Origin of the sequence: Natronorubrum amylolyticum, from assembly GCF_052040145.1 — an archaeon.
GTDB lineage: Archaea > Halobacteriota > Halobacteria > Halobacteriales > Natrialbaceae > Natronorubrum.
This window is the reverse complement of the sequence record NZ_JBPPFW010000001.1, coordinates 1,089,505-1,110,693: the sequence shown is the minus strand read 5'-3', so window position 1 is coordinate 1,110,693 and position 21,189 is coordinate 1,089,505. Positions and strand designations below refer to the sequence as shown.

The following is a 21,189-nucleotide window of genomic DNA, read 5'->3' as shown; positions in this document are numbered from 1 at the left end:
CAGCGACGGGAACCCACCCAGTTCGGAAGCTGGGAACGCAGCTTACCCCAGATCCTCGTCCCGCTCTGACTCCCGGAGAATGAACGGCCCCATCGCCAGCGTTCGCTTCGCGACGGTCGCGATCCGGAGGATGTACGTGATGAAGACGACGAACGGCGAGATGCCGACGACGAAGCCGGCGCTGGTAATCCAGACGAGATTGTCGATACCCAGCGTCGTGCCGAGCAAGGTGTTCCCGTCGACGTACATGATCATGATCCCCATGATCGTCAGCGCGGGCACCGAGATGTACAGCAGCGCCCGCGAGAGGTTGATCAGCTCCCACTGGAAGTACAGCGTCTTGAAGTGCTCGCGGGCCGGCCCGAACAGTTTCAGCGTGTCGATCATGTGGTCGATTTTCTCGTCGGCGTCGTCCGAAAGCGAGTCCGCGTGATCGTCACGGATCTTGCGGGCGTCGTAGATCTTCCGGGAATAATTGAATTTGAGCGCGTTCCAAATAACCTGGAACGTCCCGAACTGGGCACCGTCGAGGTCACTTTTGACGCTCTCGGCGTTCTCCGTCGCGTCGTCGACGTAATCGGAAATCTTCTCCCGCAGCTCTTCGTCGCGTTCGTCTTCCACGACCTCCTCGAGTTCCTTCGCCCGCTCGGAGACGCCGTCGACGAGTTCGAAGAGGAACGCACCGGGTTCGGGGGGACTCGCGTCCTCGGAAATCGTGTCCTCGACGGTCTGTCGGAAGTCCATCGCCTCGCCCATGCGCTCGCGCTGGTCGCCGACCGCGCCGAGTTCCTGGGAGAGCACGAGCTGGTTGATCGTGACGACGATCGAGGTGCCCGTGATGATCGCCCCGATAAAGGCCGAGAAGAGGAACTCGATCCCGTCCTGGTTCTCGACGATCGTTCGCAACGGCGTGAGATCGAGCAGGCTCGTGGCGACGAGCACGACGTAGACGATCAGGAGGATCGCCCCCGTGAACGCCCACCGATTCACCTGCAGCAGGATCCACAGCCGGGTCCCGCCCAGTCGCTCCTGCCCGCCGGAGTCGTCGCCCGAATCATCGTCGCTCATCGACTGCTCCAACCAACCATGGTGGCGGTCAAAATACCCGGCCCGGGAAGCGACGGCACTGCGACGTGTTCCCACAATAATACGACGGGGTTCGTCCGGTGACGTCCGACGTCCGTTCGACGAGGCCGACGAGTCGACATCACAGTCGAGCAACCGATCGTTCGGAACCGCTCAACGCCGCTACTCTTCGAAGTCGACACGCGGAACGAACGGGCCGAAGTCGGCCGTTCGACTCGCGATCGATGCGATCCGGAACGTGTAGACCAACAATACGATGAACGGCAGAAAAACGAACGTGACGACGAAGCTGACGATCAGGACGAGCGCGGTCGGATCGCCGACGATTTCGATGATCGTTCCGTAGGTTATCATGAAGATTCCGCCGCCGAGCAGCGTCGGAAAGCCGACGACTAACAGCAGTTTCGAAAGGTGCGCGAGTTCGTACTGCATGTCCAGCGTCTTGAACGTTTGACGAGCGATGGCGACGTGGCCGAGCAACTCGACGAGGAAATCGAGCGTCTCGAGGGCCTCGTCGGGCAGTTCGTCGGCGTGGTGTGTTCGAATGCTTCGAGCCACGTAGAGGTGGGCTCCGTTGAAGTGACCGAGCACCGCAGACAGCGTCTCGAACGTGCCGAAATCGGCACCCTCGAGCGAGTCGGAGACGATCCTCCCCTTCGTCGACGACCGCGTCGACGAACTCCTCGAGGTGAGTTGCGAACGTGGGATCGTCGATTCGGTCGATGAGCGGCCGTAGCGTCTCCGCGCGCTCGGCGGCAGTCTCGACGATCAGTTGGAGGTAGTCGGCGGGCGCGGCCGGACTGACGGGTTCGCCCGTTAACTCCTCGACCTCGCGGCGGAACGACGCCATCGACTCGAACCGGTCCTCGAGGTCGCCGGGCCCCGTCGGCGAGCAGCGCGAGCGCATGGACAACGCGATGGCGTTCCGCCGGGACGTCGAGGACGCCGTCGGTCGGGAGACCAGCCCACCGGAGCCCTCCACGTTTCTGCGCGGACTCGTGGAAACGACCGGGGAACACGCGCGGACGATCCTCGAGTGCCTCGAGGCCGAATCCGACCTCGACGAGGCAGTACGCGAAGACGTTCGCGAGTACGCCGAGGGAATCGCCGCGGACGCGGATCGCGTCGCACCCGACCTCGAGGGACGGCAGTTCGGGACGTTCGAGGTCGTGGCGGCGGCCCTCGAGTACAACTACTCCTGGAAGATCTACACCGGCCGACGGGTGCGAAATCGCCACGCCGACGAGCTCTCGGCCGAGACGCTCGAGACGTTCGACGAACTGCTCGCCGATCTGGAGTTCTTCGGACCGGCTCGCGAGCACTTCAAGACGCTGTATTCCGGTGGGAGATGATCGACCTCTCGCGGGCGCTGGTGGCCGTGTCGTTGCCCGCGCTGGCGGTCGCCGCCTACATGCTCCTGATCTTCGAGACCGGAGATATCGCCGGGACGACGGCAGGGATCGATCACGGATTGTTGGTGATCGGACTGGCCTTCGCGATCGGGGTGACACCGTTCTCGATCTTCCTTTCGTACATCCTCCGGATCGTTACCGTGGCGAAGTGGACGCTCGCGATCGGCCCGTTCATCCTCAGGGAGACCGACCGCGGCTCCGATATCGAGTGGGAGTAGCGTCCGACTCGCGCTCGGACTCACTCGTCGTCGTACGACACGCTGAACGGTCCTGCGTCCGGATCCTTTTGTGGCAACATCGGTCCGACGGAGGCCGTCCGACGGGTAACAGTCGCCGTCCTGAGGATATAGGAAACCAGCAGGGACAGCGGCGTAATGACGACCGCGATGAGTGCACTCACGACGAAGGGAAGGTAGACGGCGCTGATCGTGGGTCCGGTGAGGTCCGCGTACATGAAACCGATCGTCATCGCCGCCAGAATCGCCGGCACGCCGAAGTAGATCGTCAACTGCGAGAACCGGGTGAGTTCTCGCTGCAGGTAGGTCGTCTTGAAGTGTTCGCGAGTCGTGTTGAACAGTTCCAGCGTCCCGATCAGGTCGTCCAGCGCGTCGACTGCGTCGTCGGGTAGCGAGTCGCCGTGTCGTCCCCGAAGGTGTTTGGCGACGTAGAGCTGCCAGGCGGCGTCGTAGCCCACCGCCGCAGAAACCGCCCTGAACGTGCCGAAGCTCGTGTGCTCGAGGGTGTCGTCGATCCGCTCGGTACTCTCCTCGATGCTGTTCGTGTACTTATCGATCAGCTCTCTGACCTCGTCGTCGTCGTACCTCGAAACGGCATCGTCGAGCGTTGTGGCGTGGTGGTTGATCGATTCGACGACCAGCTCGAGTAACCGGGTCGGTGAGGCCGGACTCGCCGGCACGTCCGCCGTTTCCGCGACGTCGTCCCGAAAGCTCATCACGCCCTCGAGTTGCTCGCGCGCGCCGCCGGCGGAGGCGAACTCCTGGGAGAGAATCAGCTGGTTGATCGAGACGACGAGCGTGACCAGCGAGAAAGTTCCGGCGATCATCCCGCCCGCGAGCCGCGTGATCGAGTCGTCGTTACTGAAGGCGATGAATCCGACCTCGTTCATGACGAGAAACAACGAGAAGACGGCGACAGAGACGAGTGCCGCGATGAACAGACGGTCCCCATCGACCAGAAACCACTCTTGGAGTCGGGTCAGCGAATTAGTCCGTTTCCCGATCTCCGTTCCGTGGGACTCGAGCGTCTCGTCGGTCTCAGAAGACCCCATACTCTTACGATCAGCCGAGGCGATAATAAGGGCCTGCGTTGCACATACTAAATCCGTGCGTCTCTGGGTCCTGTGACGAGTTTGGACCGATTTCGACGAACGAATCCGGACGCTGCCGGTTCAGGGCCTACACTCAAATGCGTTCAGGCTGACGATTTCACTATGTTCAGTCACGCGGATTTTCCACGTCCAACGGGACTCGCGAGGAGGCGACACCGATGACGAACTCGGCACTGAGTCGTCGGCGCGTGCTCGCCGCACTCGGCGTCGGCTCCGCGGCCGCACTCGCCGGCTGCACCGGCGACGGCGGTCCCGGAATCGGCGGCGATCCGGAGTACGAGGCTGGCGAGATCGGCGATGTCGACGGCGAACCGCGCACGGAAGACGAACTGGTCGCCGCCGAGGCCCTCGCCGAACAGGAGATCGACGAGGGCGTCACGCCGCTCGAGGAAATCTCGCTCACCGACCACGAGTTCGTTTTCGAGGACGACTACCGCGGCTCGACCGTCCAGGGAACCGTCGAAAACACGGGCGGCGATCGGATCGAACTCGTCGAGGTCCGTGTCCGAGTCTACAACGACGACGGCGAGCAGATCGGTCGCTACCTCGCCTCGACTGGCGATCTGGACGCCGACGTGATCTGGGAGTTTCAGGTCATTATTCTCGAGCCCCCCGACGATCTCGCCGAGTACGATATCACCGCGCTCGGGACGCCGACCTAATTCGAACGTCCGTACCGTGGCGGATCGAACGGCGGACCGGGACGCGAGAGCGCGCTCTTACTCGTAAACGTCCTCGAGCAGGTCCCGAACCCGATCGTTGCGCCGCTCGAGGGCGTCTCTCGCAGCATCCGGATACGCCTCGGAGGGCGGATCGAGCCCCGGCTCTTCGTCCAGGTCCGGCCAGCCGACGACGATACTGCCGACCGCGCCGTCCGATTCGTACGGGACGGAGACGTAATCGTACACGCCCTCCTCGTCGAGGACGCGGTCGAAGGCGTCCCCGGGGCCCAGCTCGCCGCTCGACCACGGCTCCGCGGCGTCGGGAATTCGTCGCTGATCGCCGTGCGTATCGGGGTGGTACGCGACTACCTCGTGGTCGCCGCCGTCGACGACCCACTCGACCGTTCCGCCCTCGACAAGGTGGACGACCGGCGGCTCGATCTGATTGTCGGCGTCTCCGTTCGAGAGTTCGGCCTCGGCGTATGCTTTGGGATCGCCCAACAGCGGGTCGTCCGCACCCACTTCCTCCTTAAGACAGCCGGCGAATCCGGCCACGACAGATGCGGCGCTCGCCGACAGCAGTCGTCGTCGGGTTCGTCGTCCGCTCACGAGCGGTGAGTTGGCTGGCGACCGGAATAAGAACGCGGTCACTACGGGACGTCGCTTCCCTCCACCCCGTCGGCTCGCCGCGTCCGCGGCGGTATCGATGAGCGGACCTGCAGCGCGAGCGCTTTTGACGATACGCGTCGTTACTCCGAACCACGTGCCCGACGCCGATCTCGAGGTCGACGAGCCGGAGACCGATTTCGACCTGAAAGATGAGTACAGCGCGACGGTCAACGTCTTTCTCCACTTTATGGTCCTCGGTGCGATCACGCTGGTCACCGGTCGGCCGTTCCTGTTTCCGAGCCTCGGCCCGTCGGCGTACCTAATGGCGACCGGCGAGCAGCCGCGGGCGGAGGGTGGCTACCACGTCATCGGCGGTCACGCGGTCGCCGTCGTCTGCGGGCTGATCGCCTACGCGCTGGTCGGCAACGAGGTCAGCGCGTACGTGGTATTCGACCGACCAAACATCGCGTTCTCATGGGAACTCGTTTACCTGATGGCGAGCGCGACGCTCGCGATGATGCTGACGACGACGACGATGCTGTTGACGAAGACGAATCACGCGGCCGCGTGTGCGACGACGCTGATCGTCGCGCTCGGACTGATGGGTGGACTCGAGGACGGCGTCATCATCGTCGTGGCCGTCGCTATCCTCTGGTATCTCCACGATCGCGTGATCTCGACGCTCGCCGAGTGGTTCGGGTTCAAACCGCGAGATGCGCGAGAGTGACGGTTCGAGTTCGAGCCGAGAGGATCCCGGACGGAGCGCCTCGAGTCGTTACTCGTCCTCGAGGAGGGTGTCGTCGACCCCCTCGCGCACCTCCTCCGACGTGAGCGCGAGCGCGTACGCCGGCCGCCCCTTCCCCGTCGGCGACGTTCCGTCGATCTCGACCTCCTCGACGAACCCTTCGTCCTCGAGTCGGTAGAGCGACCGCATGACGTCCGCCTCGGTGATCGTGCCGACGACTTCCGTGTCGACGTACTCGAGCTGGTCTGTGCATACGTGGCGAAGTTTGTGCGTCTGGACTGGTGTCTCGCCGTCTCGATGTAGTTCGGCGACCCCGAGAAGGACGACTTGATTAGTGAGTGACAGCACCTCGAACGCCTGTTCCGTGCCCATACGGTCCCTTTTGCGTCGACCGTGGTAGTCGTTGCTCTTGCATCCGCGCCGCACAGATCGTCACGAAAACGAGTGCCGAGTCGTTACGCCGTTCGATTACTGCCCGCGGATCGCGATCAGGCGTTCTCCTCGTCCTGTAACTCCGCGAGCTCGGCCTCGACCTCTTCGTCGACCTCGCTTTCGATGTCGTCGAGCGCTTCCTCGTCGACGTCGGCGGCTGGCTCGGACGCCTCCGTCTCGCCCTCGCCCATTTCGGATTTGAGCGTCTCGAGTTCGGCGTCGACCCCGCTGCCGGTCTCGAGAGCCTCGAGTTCGCGGTCGATGTTGTCCTTGTCCGAGAGCACGTCGTCGAACGCCCCGGACTCGTGGAGTTCGTCCAGTGCGGCGGCCCGCGCCTCCATATCCTCGGTCTGCTCTTCGGCGCGCTCGATGGCACGGCCGACGTCCTCGAACTCCTCGCCCGTGGCCGTCATCGCTTCCGAGACGGTGGAGCTCGCCTTCGCGGCCTCGTGGCGCGCTTTCATCGTCTCTTTCTTCGTGCGGAACTCCTCGATGCGGTTCTGGAGTTCGTCTTTCTGGTCGATCAGGCTGTCCTGCTGGCTCTGGAGCTGGGAGATCTGACGCTCCAGATCTTCGATCTGGTTCATCTTCGTCTTCTTCTTCTCCAGGGCGCGTCGCGCCAGATCTTCGCGCCCCTGCTGGACCGCGGTGCGGGCCTGATCGTTGTGTTTGTCGACGTTCTCCTCGAGACGCCGCTTCTGCATCTCGAGGCGCTTTTTCTGTGTCGTGAGGTCCGCGATGCCCCGTTTGACCTGCTGGAGCTGGTCGCGCATCTGCTCGTAGGAGTAATCGAGCGTCTGCGTCGGATCCTCAGCCCGGTTGAGCACCGAGTTGATTTTCGACCGGATGACGTAGGAGGTCCGAGAGAGGATGCCCATACTCCTACGTATCGCTCGTCGCCCTTAAAAACATCACATCAGCGACAGACGATGATGATAGCGACGGTATTCGGGACGATTCTCGCCGCGTTGATTCTCGTCGTAACTGAAACGGGTTACGCGCCGATCGCACGGCCGTCGGCGATCGCGTGTGTACCGACTTTCAATGGCTACTATAAGCGGCAAGTCGTCAGTCCACCCATGACCGACGTGCTCGTTCCCGGCGGCCGCGACGTCCGCGGGACGCTCGAGGAGCCTGACGGCGAGACGAACGCTATCGTCGTCGCCTGCCCGCCCCATCCCCAGCACGGGGGCTCGCGCACCGATTCGCGGCTCGTCGCGGTCGCGGAGACCCTTCGCGAGTCGGGGATCGCCTGCCTGCGATTCGATTACGGCCCGTGGGACGACGGCTACGGCGAGCGCGAGGACGTGCGCAACGCGATCCGGTGGGCTCGCGACGACGATCGGTTCGATCGGGAGCACGGTGGTACCATCCCAATCGGCGTCTTCGGCTACAGCTTCGGCGCGAGTCAGGCGCTGCTCGCCGCGGCCGACGTCGACGCAGACGCCGCTTCCGCGCTCGCGCCGACCGCGCAGTTGGCCGACGACCTCGACGCCTGCGCGTCGCTTGAGTCGCTCGAGTGTCCCGTCCAGATCTGTTACGGCGAGCGGGACTCAACCGTCGACTGGGAGCCCGTGGTCGAGCGCGCGAAAGCGCGCGGCGACGAGGTCGTCGCGCTCTCGGCCGATCACTTCTTCGTCGGGCAGAACGCGGCGATCACCGACGCCGTCGGCGACTTCTTCGAGCGGACGCTACTCGAGTGAGTGACCGGGTTGCGAAATCTCTGCAGCCGTCTCAATCGCGGCCGTGTCTGGTCAGACACTTCGGCAGACCGACTAACTCGACCGGCTCGGAGTTGTCCGGCGAGTAGACGACCATCTGCCCTTTCTCCATGTAGGGCACTTTCGACTCGAGCGTGCTCGGGATGTTCACGCTCTTGATCGCGTCCTCGTCGCCCAGGTTCAGGACGACGGTGGTGTTGATCTGCTTGAAGACGGCGTCGTCGATGTCCTGTGGGTCCTGGGTGATGAGAAAGAGACCGAGGCGTTCCTTGCGGCCCTGCTTGGCGGCTTCCGTGAACTTGGAGATGACCTTCCGGGCCTGGACGCTGTCGGCGTCGGTGAGGAAGTTGTGGGCCTCGTCCATCCCCAGCACGAGCGGCGTCTCCTTGATCCGGTCGAAGAACGGATCGTTCGAGAGCTTTTCGTCGATCAGCAGCGAGGAGAGTGCGAGGACGACCGCCTCCGTCGCCCGGGTATCGTTGACGTGGTAGGTCGGGACGACCGAGAGTCCACCGGGGCGGACGAACTGGTGGATCAGTTCGGTGATCGGGCGGGCGTCCTGGTCGAAGACGTCGTCGAAGCCGAAGACGCGCCGGCGGACGGCGTCGTAGGTGGCCTCGTGGACGCGCCCGGACTCGTCGAGCTCCTCGCGGAGGGCGGGGTCGTCGAGGAAGGATTTGAACTCCGCGTAGGTGCCGTCGTCCCCGTAATCGTCGAAGAACCGGTCGATGAGATAGGTGAGCGCGCCGTACTGGTTGTCGTTGAGCGAGCCGCCCGAGACGAGCCACGGCCGCGTTCGACACATCGTGAACGGAATCGTGAACTCGACTTGCTGGGCGCTGTGGTGGCCCGCGGCGTACGATGCGTCGCCGACTTTGGGGACGAACGCCGTCGTCTCGTCGTGGCCGCCGTAGGCGACGCCCTCGCGCTCGAGACGGCGTGCGAACTCGTCGTCTAGGTCGGGGTTGTCGTCGTGCATCTGGGCGTACTCGTCTTGCGGGTCGAACTGGACGACGGCGGGGCTGACCTCGCGGCCGTCGTCCATCGGGTAGGTCCGCTCTTCGGCGAGGAACTGTCGGAGGATATTCTTCGCGCCGTGGGTCTTCCCCGACCCCGTGCCGCCGGCGATCAGGGTGTGCCGGAAGATCAGCGGATCGCCCGCCTCGTAGTCGTCCTTGATCCGGTAGTCGATCGTCGGCGGCGACGCCGCGGTCCTGACCTTCTCGCCGCCGACCGAGAGATGGCCCAGGAAGACACCGTCTTCGGGCATCTTGAGCCCCGTCTTGATCTGCTCGGTGTCGTCGGCCATCGCGATCACCGTCTGCGGTTTCGGGACGCGGTCGGTCATCCGCCGTTTCAACTCTCCGTCGTCGTCGTAGAGCACGGCGACCGGCTCGAGTTCGGCGACGAACTTGTAATCCGACTCGTCGACCTCGTCGGTTCGCATCGCGCGCCGGGCGTGGATCTCCGTGGCGTCATCGGCGTGGTACTGCTGGGCGTACTCGAGGCCGGTGATCCGACAGAACAGCGTCTCGCCGTCGGGGTAGGGCGCGAGCAGATAGCTGCCGATGCGGATCGACGAGCGGTTGCCGTGGGTGACGTACGCGCGCAGCGAGGTCTCCTCTTCGTCCTCCGCGACGCGCAGCCCCTGGGAAACACAGAGAGCACCGATACCGACGTCCTCGCCGCGGGGCTCGACGCTCGTCGCTTCGAAGTCGTCGGTCGGTTCCGTGCTCGTTCCTGTCGATCCGTCGGCACTCGAGGCCGCCGAGTCGGATCCAGTCGAATCGGCTTCGACGTCGCCTGAAGCGGACGAATCGGTGTCAGCGTCGGCGCTGAACTCACCGAAGTCACCCAGATCGGTCATAGCAACTCCATCTGGCCGAGTCCTCAAACCCGTTTCCCTCCGCCTCGGCTGAAACAGCGATCCGGTAACGCGAACCTACGCGAGAACGAGAGTCGGTAAACCGGAACTACGGGGTCCCTTATGGTGGTAATTTCGGGATAGTCGCTCGTTCGAACGACGATCTTGACAAAAAGCGGTGATCGGCGAATCGGCAAAACGCGTCGGAAGCAGGGTGCGGCTGAGACCGGTTAACTCCGTCAGGTGGACGGAGATGGTGGGTTCCGGCGAGGCGGTTACTGAATTGTCGACAGCTCCTGTTCGTGTCGGACGACCAGTCCGGAGTCGTGATCGAACTCGAGCACGCCGATGTCGGCGAGCGTCGGGAGGTGCGAGTGGTAGAGCGAGACCCTCGCCTGCTCGGGATCGATATCGACGCCGTGTGCGACGAGTTCAGACGCGAGCTGTTCGACGGAAAGCGGTCGTTTGTGGTCCGAGAGGACCGAGACGACCGGCATCCGGACGGGGTGGACGAGCGCGTCGAGCAGTTCCTGTCCGCGGTCGCCATCACAGAGCGCGAGCAGTCCCGCGAGGTCCGCGGGGTGGACTGGTGGCTCGTCGACCAGTTCGGCCCCGGTTTCGGCGTCCCACTCGAGGATATCGTACTCGGCCAGTCGCGGGAGGTGGTTGTGGACGAGGCTGACGCGAACGTCGTGTCGCGCCTGTCCCGTCGAGACCTCGAGGGACTCGCGTTCGACGAGCTCCGTCGTGAGCTCCTCGAGAGTGAGTCGCGTCCGGTAGGTGCCGAGTACCTCGAGGAGACGAAGCCGTCGTGGGTGCCGGAGGACGTCGTAACACTCCGTCGGAACGTCTGCCAACGGGTCCCGCTCGCTTCCGCCGCCGAAGGATGCTTCCGAACTCATTACTAACACCCACTGCTGCAGGGGGGATAAGCCCGTTTCCAAAACGATTTGGCTCGAGAATCTGCGATTACTTTCGTAAGAGTTGGATAACACGTATAGCGGCCCGAAATACCGGTGTAGTGGCAACGATACGGCTGAGAGAAACAGTACTATACGCCGTATAATGCGGTTCGCTAACTTGTTTTGGTACCGGATACGGACGGCGTGGGTCCGAAAAGCCACGGGTCGGTACTATCGGTCGCCGGATTACATCGCCGACGGGCCGAGACCGTCGACCGGTCGACTACACGATTGTCAGCCCGCCACTGTCTTTTTGCAGTCGCGAGCCGTATTCGGGCTATGATCCTGGTACGCGGTCGTGCCGGCGGCACCGAACTGACTGGCACGCTGTACGAACGAGGTGAACGAGCGCCCTCGTTTCGCGGCGCGCCCGACGAAGACGCCGCGTACGTCTGGGTCTGTGACGAGTTCTACGAGGTCGATAGCGGCGGGTCGACACAGCTGGTCGACGGGCGCGAGGTGAACCTCGCGTTCGAGTCGCCCATGCCACGCGGCTTCGATACTCGAGATCAGGCCCTCGAGGGGGCCAAAGAACACGTTCGAACGCAGTTCGCCCGGATCGGTATCGATCCGGTCGACGTCGAACTCGAGGTCGAGAAGCGCGACGGCGACGCCGCCGACACGTAATCGCGCGACCCCGACGCTGAGCCCCTCATTCCAGCTTTGCGTCCGTTCTCGCCGGTACTACACGTTTCCGACCAACCGTCGGCCGACGAACGCCAGAACCGTCCCGACGACGATCACCGCCGTTGCCGGTGCCGAGAGACCGGAGACCGCATCGCCATCGTCTGTTTCGTCCCCGTCATCAGTCGTCGTTGAATCCGCTCCGGATGCACCGTCGCTCTCTCCGTCGTCAACGGCGTCCGTTTCGAGGTCGTGTGGATCCGGGTGGTCGAACGCCGGGGCCGCCTCGCCACCGCCGTCGATGGTGACGGTGGCGTCCTGATCGAAGATCGGTAACGGCATCTGCCGAAGGACCTCGACGCGACTCTCACCGACGCTGATCGTCGCCTCGGACGGAGGCGTGTCGTCTGCCACTTCGACGGTGATCGTCGCGAGTTCGGCGTTGCCCGTTGCGCCGTTTTCGACCGGGTCTCGCCACTGCTCGAGAACGGCGGTGCCCTCGTCGTGGGCGAGCACTCGTTCGGCTTCGACGTCGGTCTCCGTCCCCTGCTCGAGCCACGGCCCCCGCTCGATATCGGTGATCTCGAGGTAGTCGGGGTGGTACTGCGCGACGAGCGCGACCGATTCGACGCCCTCACCGCCGTGACCGCCCTGACTCTGCATGGTGATCTCGACGGTGAACTCCTCGCCGGGATCCGCGTCGATCGCGTACGGCGACGGTCGAAGGACCGCCGACTGATCGCCGGCGACGGCCGTTCCGGCGGCGAGTCCCAGCGTCGCGACGACGAGGAGCGCGAGCGCTGTCGCGACGAGTACGGTGCCGGCACCGACGGCGATCGATCGGGGGGCGAGGTTCGGTCGGCGGATGGGGTTCGGAATCACGTTCGTCGGGGAGGGTTCGGGGTCATCATGTGCTGTTTACGATCACGACCGGTCAGTTAGCGGTCGTCATCGCCGGATGGGCGTTCGGTGGTTTCCGTCCGTTCGCCGTCGTCACCGCTCGAGCGACTGCGCGCGTAGAGGTACGCGCCGGCACCGCCGCCGGCGACCGCGCCGAGCGGCCCGAAGCCGGGCATGCCGTCGCCGTCGTCTGAGTCGTCATCGTCGGCGTGGTTGTCCGGATCGCCGTCGACGCCGGAATCGTCGTCGCTCGGGTCCTCGACCGCCGCGGCGTCGACGTCCGCACGCAGTTTGAAGTGGTCGTAGCCGTCGGACGTCGGCACGTCGAACTCGTAGGGCCAGTGGTCTTGATCCGGTTCGTACTCCCCGAAGAGTCGGAGTGCTGGGTCGTCGACGTCCTCGATGAGCGCGAGCAGGTCGTCCGCGTCGAACGCGACCGCGACGCTGTCGCCGTCGACGGCCGCCGACTCGGCCTCGAGGTCGTCGCCGGTGCGGATCACCGCGCGGAACGAGTCGGGCTGGATCTCCGCGGCGCCATCGGGCACGTCGATAGTGAGCGTCCGTTCGTCGCCGTTGTCGGACACCGTCGCCTCGTCGACCGTCTCGTCGACGCGGAGCATTCGGTTTTCGCGCTCGGGCGCGATGGTGTCGACGTCCTCGAGGTACTCGAGGAGCAGCGGCCCCTGGAACTGGCCGGACGCGAAGATCTGCTCGGCCGCCGAGAGGGTGGGCGAGTTTCCGATCGAGTAGTCGTTGTGCGCGAAGTAGTACGTCTCGTCCTCGTCGACGGGCTCGCCGCCGACGAAGACGTTGTCGACCCAGCTGTCGTCCTCGTGGCCCTTCCACTCGTAGGAGACGCCCGAGACCTGGATCGCGGGCTGTGCGCCGAAGGCGTCGTCCGGATGGGAGCGCAGCTCTTCCTCGAGATAGGCGACGACGTCCTCGCCGGTCACCTCGAGCACCTCGATCTCGTTCGGGAACGGGAGGATGTCCATGATGGCCATGCCCGTGATCTCGCCCGGTCCGTGCGTCGAGTCGCCGCGGATGCCGCCGCCGTTCTGTGCGGCGATGTCGACGTCGATATCGGCCGTGTCGCCGACGGTGCGCATCACGTCGGTCATGAAGTTCCCCCAGTTCGTCTCGACGGCGTAGTTGTCGAACGTGGCGTTCAATTCGACCTCGCTCTCGACGACCGGCTGACCGAGTTCGTCCTCGAGTTCGCCGGTCCACTCGTCGGTCAGGTCGGCGAGGTACTCGTCCTCCTCGATCTCGTCGGTGTAGCGGACGCTGATCTCGTCGTACTCCTCGGCCGCCGACGAGGGCTCCCACTCGGGGAGCAGCAGGTCGGTCCGCTGCCAGTCAGCGAGGTCGCCATTCGCGTCGAGCGTGATCGAGCCCACGTGGTCGAACTCGTCGCCGAACTCGCTGATGATCGTCCCGTCGACGATCTCCGGTTCGTCGAAGACGACGCCGGAGTGAGAGCCGACGATGGCGTCGAGGCCCTCGACCTCCTCGGCGAGCGTGTAGTGGACGCCCGTCGAGACGTGCGAGGCGCAGACGACGACGTCCGCGCCTTCATCCCGAAGCGCGTCGACCGCCTCCTGGGAGCCCTCGACGTAGCCGAGTACCTCCCACTCCTCGGGATAGTCGGTCAGCGAGTGAAAGCCCTCGGAGACGAGGCCGAAGACGCCGACGGTCAGGCCCCCCTGCTCGAACGTCCGCCAGCGCTCCGTGCCCGGCACCGGCTCGCCCTCGTCGTCGAGCAAGTTCGCAACGACCCAGGGGAACTCGCTCTCCTCGAATCGCTCGGTCGCGACGTCGGCGCCGAAGTCGTACTCGTGGTTGCCGGCGCCGACGACGTCGATATCCATGTAGTTCAGCGCCTCGATCATGTGCTCGCCCTCGAACTCGAGTCCGAGCACCGAGGGCGCGATCTCGTCGCCGTTCCCGACGAACATCGACTGCTCCGCTTCCTCGAGTGCCTCTTGGACGACCGTGTAGTACCGCGCGATGTTCAGTTCCAACTCCTGGGCGTCCTCGAACCGACCGTGAAAGTGCGTGTCGTGGACGAGCGTCACCGTCTCGTCGTTGGACTGTGCTGCCGCGCTCGCCGTGGTCGGCAGGAGCGCCGCGGCCGACACGCCGGCGGTCGTCCCGAGAAATCGACGTCGGCTCGAGTCGACGGTAGATTTGTCTTCGTGACTATTGCTCTCACCAGAGTGTCGTGTCATGGTAACACTCATCGATAGCAGCCACTAATAGATTTACATCCGACTAGCGCTGCGGATACTTTTTCCACATCTGCGCTCGAATGGGCGACGTACTCACACGTACCGGGCTAGTACTCCTCGTCCCACCGGTGGTCGTCGTAGGTCCGGGCCTGGGACGTGTCGAACTGCGCCTCGAGCGTCTCGCGGAGCGACCGTTTCTCGGTGCGGCTGATGCGGGCGAGTTCGTCGGCCTTCTGGACGATCGTTGGTGGCCCGTGGGCGACCGCGACGTTCTGTAACAGCTGGAGCGTCAGCCGCTCGCGAAGTTCGGGATCCCGCGTGAACGCGTAGGGGGCCTCGATCCGGTAGACGAGATCGTCTCGCGGATCGTAGACGACGAAAAACGTCACTTCGTAGGTCTCGTGTGGCAGTTCGCGCTCGACTCCGAGGGCGTCGCCGTCGACCGAGAGCGGACGGTCGACGCCCCCTCGCGAGCGGAACCAGTTGGTGTAGGTCAGCGCCGACGTGTCTCGCTCCCAGCGCTCGCCCTCGACGTCGTCGACGTACTCGCCGCGCTCGAGCAGTCGGGTGAACAGCGCCGAATCGTCGTTCCACGGGGCGCTGATGTCGACGTCCCGACGGGACTTCAGCGTCCGCGTGATGACCCGCGTCGCCGGGTTCTTGACGAAGCCGACGAGGGGCACTTCCCGGTCGACGAAGCGCTCGACCAGTCGGACGTAGTTCTCGAGCACCGTCGTCGGCCGGGGATCCTCGAGCAGGAAGTCAGCCAGATCGGGGTGCTGGTCGGCCCAGCGGAGCAGTCCGCGCGGGTAGAGCGGGCCGTCCAGAACGAGCAGGTCTTCGACGTCCTCGGCGTGGTCGCAGGCGTGTTTGCTCTCCGCGAGGTAGAGCGCGAGCGCGTGGACGACGCCCTCGGCGAACCGCGGGAGCGGCGGGATCTTCACGGCGCGGCTCCGGCTGTAGCCCTCGTCGAACTTCCCCCAGGTCTCGTCGACGGTCATCGTCTCGTCGTTCGAGTGGACCGTCATCACGGTGGTTCGCGAGCGGTGGAGGTCGAGGTCGCTCGGCGTCGCGCTCATCGCCGCCTGCGCGATATCGATGACCAGGCCGTTTTTGAACGTCGTCGGGTTGATCGTCCCCGCGTCGAGGCCGTGTTCGGTCGGGAACGGTCGGTCGTGGAGGGCGACGTCCTCGCAGTCGACGTACCGGCGGCGCTGCTCGCCGACCGGGTCGACGACGGTCCGGCCGTCGTCGAGCAGCGGATCCAGAAACTCCGCCCAGACCGTCTCGGCGAACGCGCGACGGTCGCGCTCGTCCGCGCCGTGGTCGATCCGCCTCGCGAGGCGCGCGATGCCGTCGTAGTGGACCGGATCGAGCGTCATATCCTGTCGCGCACAGTCCACCCGCAAAAAGTCAGCGGTCGGGGGTGGCTCGAGTCTCGTTTGTCGTTAACTCGAGGCCGTGTAAATTACCATCAGAAAAATTATATGTACCGACGGTGTGGACCCGTTTATCCCGATGTCCAAGCGAGGAAGGCAGACGGTCGAAACTGACGGACAACCGATCAATTGGCGGCAAACGGGCGACGGCGTCACGCTCTACGACGAAACCAACCCCGGCGCCTGGGTCCGCATGACGTTTGAGGCTGGCGTCCGGCCGGAACACCGACTCTTCATGATCTGTGACGACTGCGGGGCCGTCTTCGCCCAGCGGACCGCGCCCGGCCACAGCACGATCTGTGGCGACTGCGGCGCGACGTTCGAGCATCGACGCGACTAACTCGGTTTGTTTGCTCGGGTGCTCGAGGTGTACGCGCAGTGGTTGCTGCGTCGAGAACGTGGCAAACTATTATTGTATCCGACTTGATCGGCAGCAGTATGGAAAAGATCGTACTCGGTCCCGCGATGGGCGAACTCGACGACGGGACCGAACCGGCGATGTCCGTCGGCGTTGCCACCGAGTGCGCCGCCGGACTCGACGTCTCGTTGTCGGGTCTCATCCATCCGGATGGGAGTCCGATCGAACAGGCCCGACGGATCTTCGAGATCATCGAAGAGATAATCGAAGACGACCTGGACGGCGATTTGACCGACATCACGCTCCTCCGTTTCTACGTTCGGGACGACGCACTCACCACGGAGCTTCGCCAACAGCTCCACGAACTGAGACGTGATCTGTTCGATTACCCGGATTTCCCGGCGGCGACAATGATCGGTGTCTCTCGACTCGTCGACGAGGACGCCGCTCTCGAAATCGAGGTCGAAGCCGTCATTCCGGACGGAGAGTGGGAGAAAACGGTGATAACGCCCGACGAGTGAGACCGGTATCTGAAACGGAACGACGCGTTTCAGTGGCTACTGGTCCCGTGGGCCACCGACCGACAGTATCGACTCACTCGAGAAACCGCTCCTGGACGTTCCCGGTCGGCATCATGCACTGCTCTTTCTGGCCGAAGATCCGGTAGCGGTGCTCGGCGACGAGGTCGTACGCCCAGTCGCGAAGTCGCCGCGGGAGGTATCGGGCGGGGCCGAGCAAGCGGTAGATTCCGCCGAGTTTCCGGGCGATGCGAATCACCGCGTCGGACTTGACGTAGGCGTCGTCGCCCTCGATCAGGACGACGGAGTCGAGGTCGTGGTCCTCGAGTCCGTGGTCGGCGAGCAACTGCTGTCCGACGTCGGACTGCAGGGACGCGAAGTGGAACTGTCCCTCCGTGTCTCGGGGAACGATGAACTGCACGAAGCCGTGACAGAGGTTGCAGACGCCGTCGAAGAGGACGATCGGGGCGCCCTCCGGGATGTCCGTGCCCATCGGATACGAGACGGTTGGGGGGAGCGACAATTCAGCGTTCCGGTTGTCCCCGATTTGAGCCGGGAGTGGGTTCGTTTGTCTCGCCGCGCCCGTTCGCGCGACAACGACAGCTAATTACGGACCGCAGGTGACCCGTCGCACATGGACGCAGCGCTGATCATCCTCGACGGGTGGGGACTCGGCGACGGAACGAGCAGGGACGCGGTCGAGGCGGCCGCAACGCCGAATTTCGACCGACTGGCAGACGAGGGCGCGTACGGCTCGCTCGAGGTCGCGGGTCGACGGGTCGGGCTCCCCGACGGCCAGATGGGCAACAGCGAGGTCGGCCACCTGAACATCGGGGCTGGACGGGTGGTCCACCAGGAGTACACGCGCATCTCGGACTCGATCGCGGACGGCTCCTTCCGGGAGAACGACGCGATCAACGCGGCGTTCGATCACGCTCGCGAGAACGGGGGCCGCGTGCACTTCCTCGGACTCGTCAGCGACGGCGGGGTCCACGCCGATCAGGAGCACCTCCACGCGCTGATCGAACTCGCCGCCGACCGCGACGTCGAGGCCGTCACCCACGCCTTCACCGACGGCCGAGACACGTCGCCCACGGGTGGGCGGGAGTACCTTTCGACGCTCGAGGACGTCGTCGACGAACACGGCACGGGAGACGTGGCCACCGTTTCGGGTCGATACTACGCGATGGACCGTGACCAGAACTGGGATCGAACGAAACGCGCCTACGACGCCATCGTCGAGCGCGAGGCCGAGTGGACCGCCGACTCGGCGGTCGACGCCGTCGAGGCGTCTTATGACCGCGACGAGATGGACGAGTTCGTCGAGCCGACCGTGATAGCGGATCAGCCGGCGCTCGAGGACGGCGACAGCGCTGAGCAGAGCTCAGCTGGCAGCCATCTTGCGCTGCAAGATGGCGACTCGGTGGTCTGGTTCAACTTCCGTTCCGACCGCGCCCGCCAGCTCACGCGAATGCTCGCGGACATCCGCCCCGAGGACTGGGCCGACGAGTTCGAGACCGATCCCCCGGAGACGGAGGTCGTCATGCTGACCCAGTACGACAAGACGTTCGACCTCCCGGTCGCCTACCCGCCCAACCAGCCAAGTCAGGTGCTCGGCGAGGTGCTCGCCGACGCGGGCAAGACGCAGGTCCGGATCGCCGAATCCGAGAAGTACGCCCACGTCACCTACTTCCTGAACGGCGGCCGCGAGGTCGAGTTCGACGGCGAAATTCGGAAGATCGTCGAGAGTCCCGACGTGCCGACCTACGACCTGCAACCCGAGATGAGCGCGCCCGAGGTGACCGATACGGCGATTTCTACCATCGAATCCGACGATCCGGACGTGCTCGTGCTCAACTACGCCAACCCCGACATGGTCGGCCACACGGGCGACTACGAGGCGGCCATCGAGGCCGTCGAGGCCGTCGACACGGAACTCGGTCGGCTGACGGACGCGCTCCGAGCGGCGGGTTCCCACGTCCTCATAACGGCGGATCACGGCAACGCGGACGATATGGGGACCGAGGAGGATCCCCACACGGCACACACGTACAACCTCGTTCCGCTGATCTACCGTGCTTCGGACGGCACGGCCGGGGGCCGAACGATCCGCGAGGGCGGTACGCTCGCTGACATCGCGCCGACGATGCTCGAGTTAATCGGCATCCGGCAGCCACCCGAGATGACCGGCGAGCCGTTGCTCGAGTAGCAGTTCAAGAGCCCGCCCGCTCATTTGCCGAACGGAATCGGAAAACCCGACTCACTACTCCTCCCTCGTGGCAATTTTCGCCAAGGCTTTTGCTACTCGCAGTGTGGTGTGTAGTCACATGAGTGAGGATTCCGACGACACCGACCGCCGCTTCGCAACGAACAGCATCCACGCCGGCCAGGAGCCCGATCCGACGACGGGAGCGCGCGCCCCACCGATCTACCAGACCACGTCCTACGAGTTCGACGACACCGATCACGCCGCGGCGCTGTTCGGCTTAGAGGAGTTCGGGAACATCTACTCGCGGATTATGAACCCGACGAACGCGATGCTAGAGGAGCGCATCGCAACGCTCGAGGGCGGCGTCGGCGCGCTCGCGACGGCCTCGGGGATGGCCGCGTTCGATCTGGCGACGTTCATCCTCGCGGACGTCGGCGACAACATCGTGAGCGCCTCCTCGCTCTACGGCGGAACCTACACCTACCTCACCCACACCGTCGCGAAGCGCGGGATCGAGACGAAATTCGTCGACACGCTCGATTACGACGCCTACGCGGAGGCCATCGACGACGACACCGCGTTCGTGCACCTCGAGACGATCGGCAACCCCGCCCTCGTCACCCCGGACATCGAACGCATCGCGGATATCGCACACGAGCACAACGTCCCGCTGTTCGTCGACAACACGTTCGCGACGCCCTACCTCTGCCGGCCGCTCGAGCACGGCGCGGACCTCGTCTGGAACTCGACGACGAAGTGGCTCCACGGCGCGGGGTCAACGGTCGGCGGCGTGCTCGTCGACGGCGGCTCGTTCCCGTGGGACGAGGGCGACTACCCCGAAATCACGGAACCGAACCCGGCCTACCACGGCGTCAACTTCCACGAAACCTTCGGCGAGCAGGCCTTCTCCATCGTCGCGCGAACTCGCGGCCTGCGCGATCTGGGTAACCAGCAGTCGCCCTTCGACGCCTGGACGACGCTGCAGAAACTCGAGTCGCTCCCGCTGCGGATGGAAAAACACTGCGAGAACGCGATGGCCGTCGCGGAGTTCCTCGAGGACCACGACGCGGTCGACTGGGTGAACTATCCCGGCCTCGAGAGCCACGAGACTCACGAGAACGCGAGCGAGTACCTCGAAGGAGGATACGGCGGCATGATCACGTTCGGCCTCGAGGGCGGCTACGAGGCCGCCGAGACGGTCTGCAACGAGGTCGACCTCGCGAGCCTGCTTGCCAACGTCGGCGACGCGAAGACGCTGATCATCCACCCCGCGAGCACGACCCACCAGCAGCTCACCGAGGAGGAGAAACTGGCGAGCGGCACCACCGACGACCTCGTGCGGCTCTCGGTCGGGATCGAGGACGTCGAGGACGTGATCGCGGACCTCGAGCGAGCGATCGACGCCGTCTGAGACCGACGCCGGCGCGGGCGATTCCGTCTCAACTGATCGACAATTGCCCCTGCGGTTAAGGTCTCGGGGGTTCGATCCATCAGTTATGCCTACTGGATTACTTACCGACGACGCGTCAGACCAGATCGTCACGACCTGTCGGACGGCCATCGGTGACAGCCTCCGCTCGGCGACGTATTTCACCCGCGACGATTACCAGCAGCTCTACCTTCGTGAGGATCTGGAACGCGACGCTGACCTGTCAACCTTTATCGGCCACGAGTGGCGCGGCTTCAAAACGGCCCAGACCGCCTACGAAGGGTCGGAGCTCGGCGACTACAACTACACGATTCGGGTCTTCGACAACGGCTTCCTGATCCGCGTGACCAACGACAGGGAGGGCGTGTTGGTCACCACTGACGGACTTACGGTCAAGGATTTCGAAGAAGTTGCGACGGCGCTCAACTCGTTTCTCGGCGAGCGGGCGCTCGACTAGCGCTCGAGCCGGTCGCTCCGTCGGGTCTGTTCTGCCTCGCGGCGATGGTCGCAGTTGCGATCCCCCTCGGCGGTTCCACTCGAGTGGGTGCCGATCGGCAGCCCACTCCCGAGTTCGCCATCGATACCGAGGAGGCGGGCGAACCGGCGTCGTTCGGCGGCGTGTCTATCGAGACTCATGCCG

General features: G+C 64.6%; 21 protein-coding genes and 2 pseudogenes. 10 read left to right on the top strand and 13 right to left on the bottom strand.

All coding sequences use genetic code 11. The features are described from left to right. Positions 1-42 precede the first annotated feature (42 nt). Both ACSFDB_RS05690 and ACSFDB_RS05685 read right to left on the bottom strand, forming a co-directional pair. Complete coding sequence (locus tag ACSFDB_RS05690) at positions 43-1,068, bottom strand: DUF7972 family membrane protein (RefSeq protein WP_440770038.1); 1,026 nt, start codon at positions 1,066-1,068, stop codon at positions 43-45. A gap of 180 nt (positions 1,069-1,248) precedes the next feature. Further along, positions 1,249-1,966 (bottom strand): annotated as a pseudogene (locus ACSFDB_RS05685) (DUF7972 family membrane protein); the annotation flags it as partial. Between the two features lie 25 nt (positions 1,967-1,991). On the opposite strand from ACSFDB_RS05685, the pseudogene ACSFDB_RS21030 reads away from it, so the two are divergent. Next, positions 1,992-2,716: pseudogene (locus ACSFDB_RS21030) on the top strand (DUF7972 family membrane protein). 20 nt (positions 2,717-2,736) lie between these two features. Here the strand turns inward: ACSFDB_RS21030 and ACSFDB_RS05670 are convergent. Further along, positions 2,737-3,786: a DUF7972 family membrane protein gene (locus ACSFDB_RS05670; protein WP_440770035.1), complete on the bottom strand. Its 1,050-nt coding sequence runs from the start codon at positions 3,784-3,786 to the stop codon at positions 2,737-2,739. A gap of 218 nt (positions 3,787-4,004) precedes the next feature. Here ACSFDB_RS05670 and ACSFDB_RS05665 point away from each other — a divergent pair, with 218 nt between their 5' ends. Further along, positions 4,005-4,508 carry an FxLYD domain-containing protein gene (locus ACSFDB_RS05665; RefSeq protein WP_440770034.1) on the top strand — a complete coding sequence of 168 codons (504 nt, stop codon included), beginning with the start codon at positions 4,005-4,007 and terminating at the stop codon, positions 4,506-4,508. Positions 4,509-4,565: 57 nt separating this feature from the next. On the opposite strand, the gene ACSFDB_RS05660 is transcribed toward ACSFDB_RS05665, so the two are convergent. Then, positions 4,566-5,117, bottom strand: coding sequence for a cupredoxin domain-containing protein (locus ACSFDB_RS05660; protein ID WP_440770033.1), 552 nt, complete (start codon positions 5,115-5,117; stop codon positions 4,566-4,568). 154 nt (positions 5,118-5,271) lie between these two features. Between ACSFDB_RS05660 and ACSFDB_RS05655 the strand changes: the two genes are divergently transcribed. Further along, on the top strand, positions 5,272-5,844 hold the full coding sequence (locus tag ACSFDB_RS05655; RefSeq protein WP_440770032.1) for an HPP family protein: 573 nt from the start codon (positions 5,272-5,274) through the stop codon (positions 5,842-5,844). Positions 5,845-5,892: 48 nt separating this feature from the next. On the opposite strand, the gene ACSFDB_RS05650 is transcribed toward ACSFDB_RS05655, so the two are convergent. Both ACSFDB_RS05650 and ACSFDB_RS05645 read right to left on the bottom strand, forming a co-directional pair. Next, entirely contained in the window at positions 5,893-6,234 is a 342-nt protein-coding gene (locus ACSFDB_RS05650) for a hypothetical protein (RefSeq protein ID WP_440770031.1), read from the bottom strand. Positions 6,235-6,350: 116 nt separating this feature from the next. Continuing rightward, complete coding sequence (locus ACSFDB_RS05645) at positions 6,351-7,172, bottom strand: PspA/IM30 family protein (RefSeq protein WP_440770030.1); 822 nt, start codon at positions 7,170-7,172, stop codon at positions 6,351-6,353. Positions 7,173-7,373: 201 nt separating this feature from the next. Between ACSFDB_RS05645 and ACSFDB_RS05640 the strand changes: the two genes are divergently transcribed. Next, on the top strand, positions 7,374-7,997 hold the full coding sequence (locus ACSFDB_RS05640) for an alpha/beta hydrolase (protein WP_440770029.1): 624 nt from the start codon (positions 7,374-7,376) through the stop codon (positions 7,995-7,997). 31 nt (positions 7,998-8,028) lie between these two features. Here the strand turns inward: ACSFDB_RS05640 and ACSFDB_RS05635 are convergent, their stop codons facing one another. Together ACSFDB_RS05635 and ACSFDB_RS05630 are read right to left on the bottom strand one after the other, a co-directional pair. Continuing rightward, positions 8,029-9,882 (bottom strand): ATP-binding protein, encoded by a 1,854-nt coding sequence (locus ACSFDB_RS05635; RefSeq protein WP_440770028.1) that lies wholly within the window; start codon positions 9,880-9,882, stop codon positions 8,029-8,031. A gap of 272 nt (positions 9,883-10,154) precedes the next feature. Beyond that, a complete protein-coding gene (locus tag ACSFDB_RS05630) occupies positions 10,155-10,781 on the bottom strand; it encodes a DUF7344 domain-containing protein (protein WP_440770027.1) in 627 nt (208 codons plus the stop codon). A gap of 339 nt (positions 10,782-11,120) precedes the next feature. Here ACSFDB_RS05630 and ACSFDB_RS05625 point away from each other — a divergent pair, with 339 nt between their 5' ends. After that, positions 11,121-11,468, top strand: coding sequence for a DUF7113 family protein (locus ACSFDB_RS05625; RefSeq protein ID WP_440770026.1), 348 nt, complete (start codon positions 11,121-11,123; stop codon positions 11,466-11,468). A 57-nt stretch (positions 11,469-11,525) separates the two neighbouring features. Here the strand turns inward: ACSFDB_RS05625 and ACSFDB_RS05620 are convergent, their stop codons facing one another. From ACSFDB_RS05620 to ACSFDB_RS05610, 3 genes are all read right to left on the bottom strand, one after another. Continuing rightward, positions 11,526-12,347, bottom strand: coding sequence for a hypothetical protein (locus tag ACSFDB_RS05620; RefSeq protein ID WP_440770025.1), 822 nt, complete (start codon positions 12,345-12,347; stop codon positions 11,526-11,528). Between the two features lie 56 nt (positions 12,348-12,403). Further along, entirely contained in the window at positions 12,404-14,596 is a 2,193-nt protein-coding gene (locus ACSFDB_RS05615) for a 5'-nucleotidase C-terminal domain-containing protein (protein ID WP_440770024.1), read from the bottom strand. 107 nt (positions 14,597-14,703) lie between these two features. Beyond that, the gene (locus ACSFDB_RS05610) at positions 14,704-15,978 is read right to left on the bottom strand and encodes a DNA double-strand break repair nuclease NurA (RefSeq protein WP_440770023.1); all 1,275 of its coding nucleotides are present in this window, start codon (positions 15,976-15,978) and stop codon (positions 14,704-14,706) included. A gap of 136 nt (positions 15,979-16,114) precedes the next feature. On the opposite strand from ACSFDB_RS05610, the gene ACSFDB_RS05605 reads away from it, so the two are divergent. Next, positions 16,115-16,375, top strand: coding sequence for a hypothetical protein (locus tag ACSFDB_RS05605; protein ID WP_440770022.1), 261 nt, complete (start codon positions 16,115-16,117; stop codon positions 16,373-16,375). Between the two features lie 98 nt (positions 16,376-16,473). Next, positions 16,474-16,914 (top strand): Rid family hydrolase, encoded by a 441-nt coding sequence (locus ACSFDB_RS05600; protein WP_440770021.1) that lies wholly within the window; start codon positions 16,474-16,476, stop codon positions 16,912-16,914. 73 nt (positions 16,915-16,987) lie between these two features. On the opposite strand, the gene ACSFDB_RS05595 is transcribed toward ACSFDB_RS05600, so the two are convergent. Next, complete coding sequence (locus ACSFDB_RS05595; protein WP_440770020.1) at positions 16,988-17,404, bottom strand: thiol-disulfide oxidoreductase DCC family protein; 417 nt, start codon at positions 17,402-17,404, stop codon at positions 16,988-16,990. A gap of 141 nt (positions 17,405-17,545) precedes the next feature. Between ACSFDB_RS05595 and gpmI the strand changes: the two genes are divergently transcribed. The 3 genes from gpmI (at position 17,546) to ACSFDB_RS05580 (ending at position 21,006) form a co-directional block, all read left to right on the top strand. After that, on the top strand, positions 17,546-19,120 hold the full coding sequence (gene gpmI, locus ACSFDB_RS05590) for a 2,3-bisphosphoglycerate-independent phosphoglycerate mutase (protein WP_440770019.1): 1,575 nt from the start codon (positions 17,546-17,548) through the stop codon (positions 19,118-19,120). A 118-nt stretch (positions 19,121-19,238) separates the two neighbouring features. Next, positions 19,239-20,531, top strand: a complete 1,293-nt coding sequence (locus ACSFDB_RS05585; protein WP_440770018.1) for an O-acetylhomoserine aminocarboxypropyltransferase/cysteine synthase family protein — start codon at positions 19,239-19,241, stop codon at positions 20,529-20,531. 85 nt (positions 20,532-20,616) lie between these two features. Beyond that, positions 20,617-21,006 carry a DUF7522 family protein gene (locus ACSFDB_RS05580; RefSeq protein WP_090305620.1) on the top strand — a complete coding sequence of 130 codons (390 nt, stop codon included), beginning with the start codon at positions 20,617-20,619 and terminating at the stop codon, positions 21,004-21,006. Here the strand turns inward: ACSFDB_RS05580 and ACSFDB_RS05575 are convergent. Further along, a complete protein-coding gene (locus ACSFDB_RS05575) occupies positions 21,003-21,185 on the bottom strand; it encodes a hypothetical protein (protein ID WP_440770017.1) in 183 nt (60 codons plus the stop codon). The two genes, ACSFDB_RS05580 and ACSFDB_RS05575, sit on opposite strands and share 4 nt — an antisense overlap. Between the last annotated feature and the right edge of the window lie 4 nt (positions 21,186-21,189).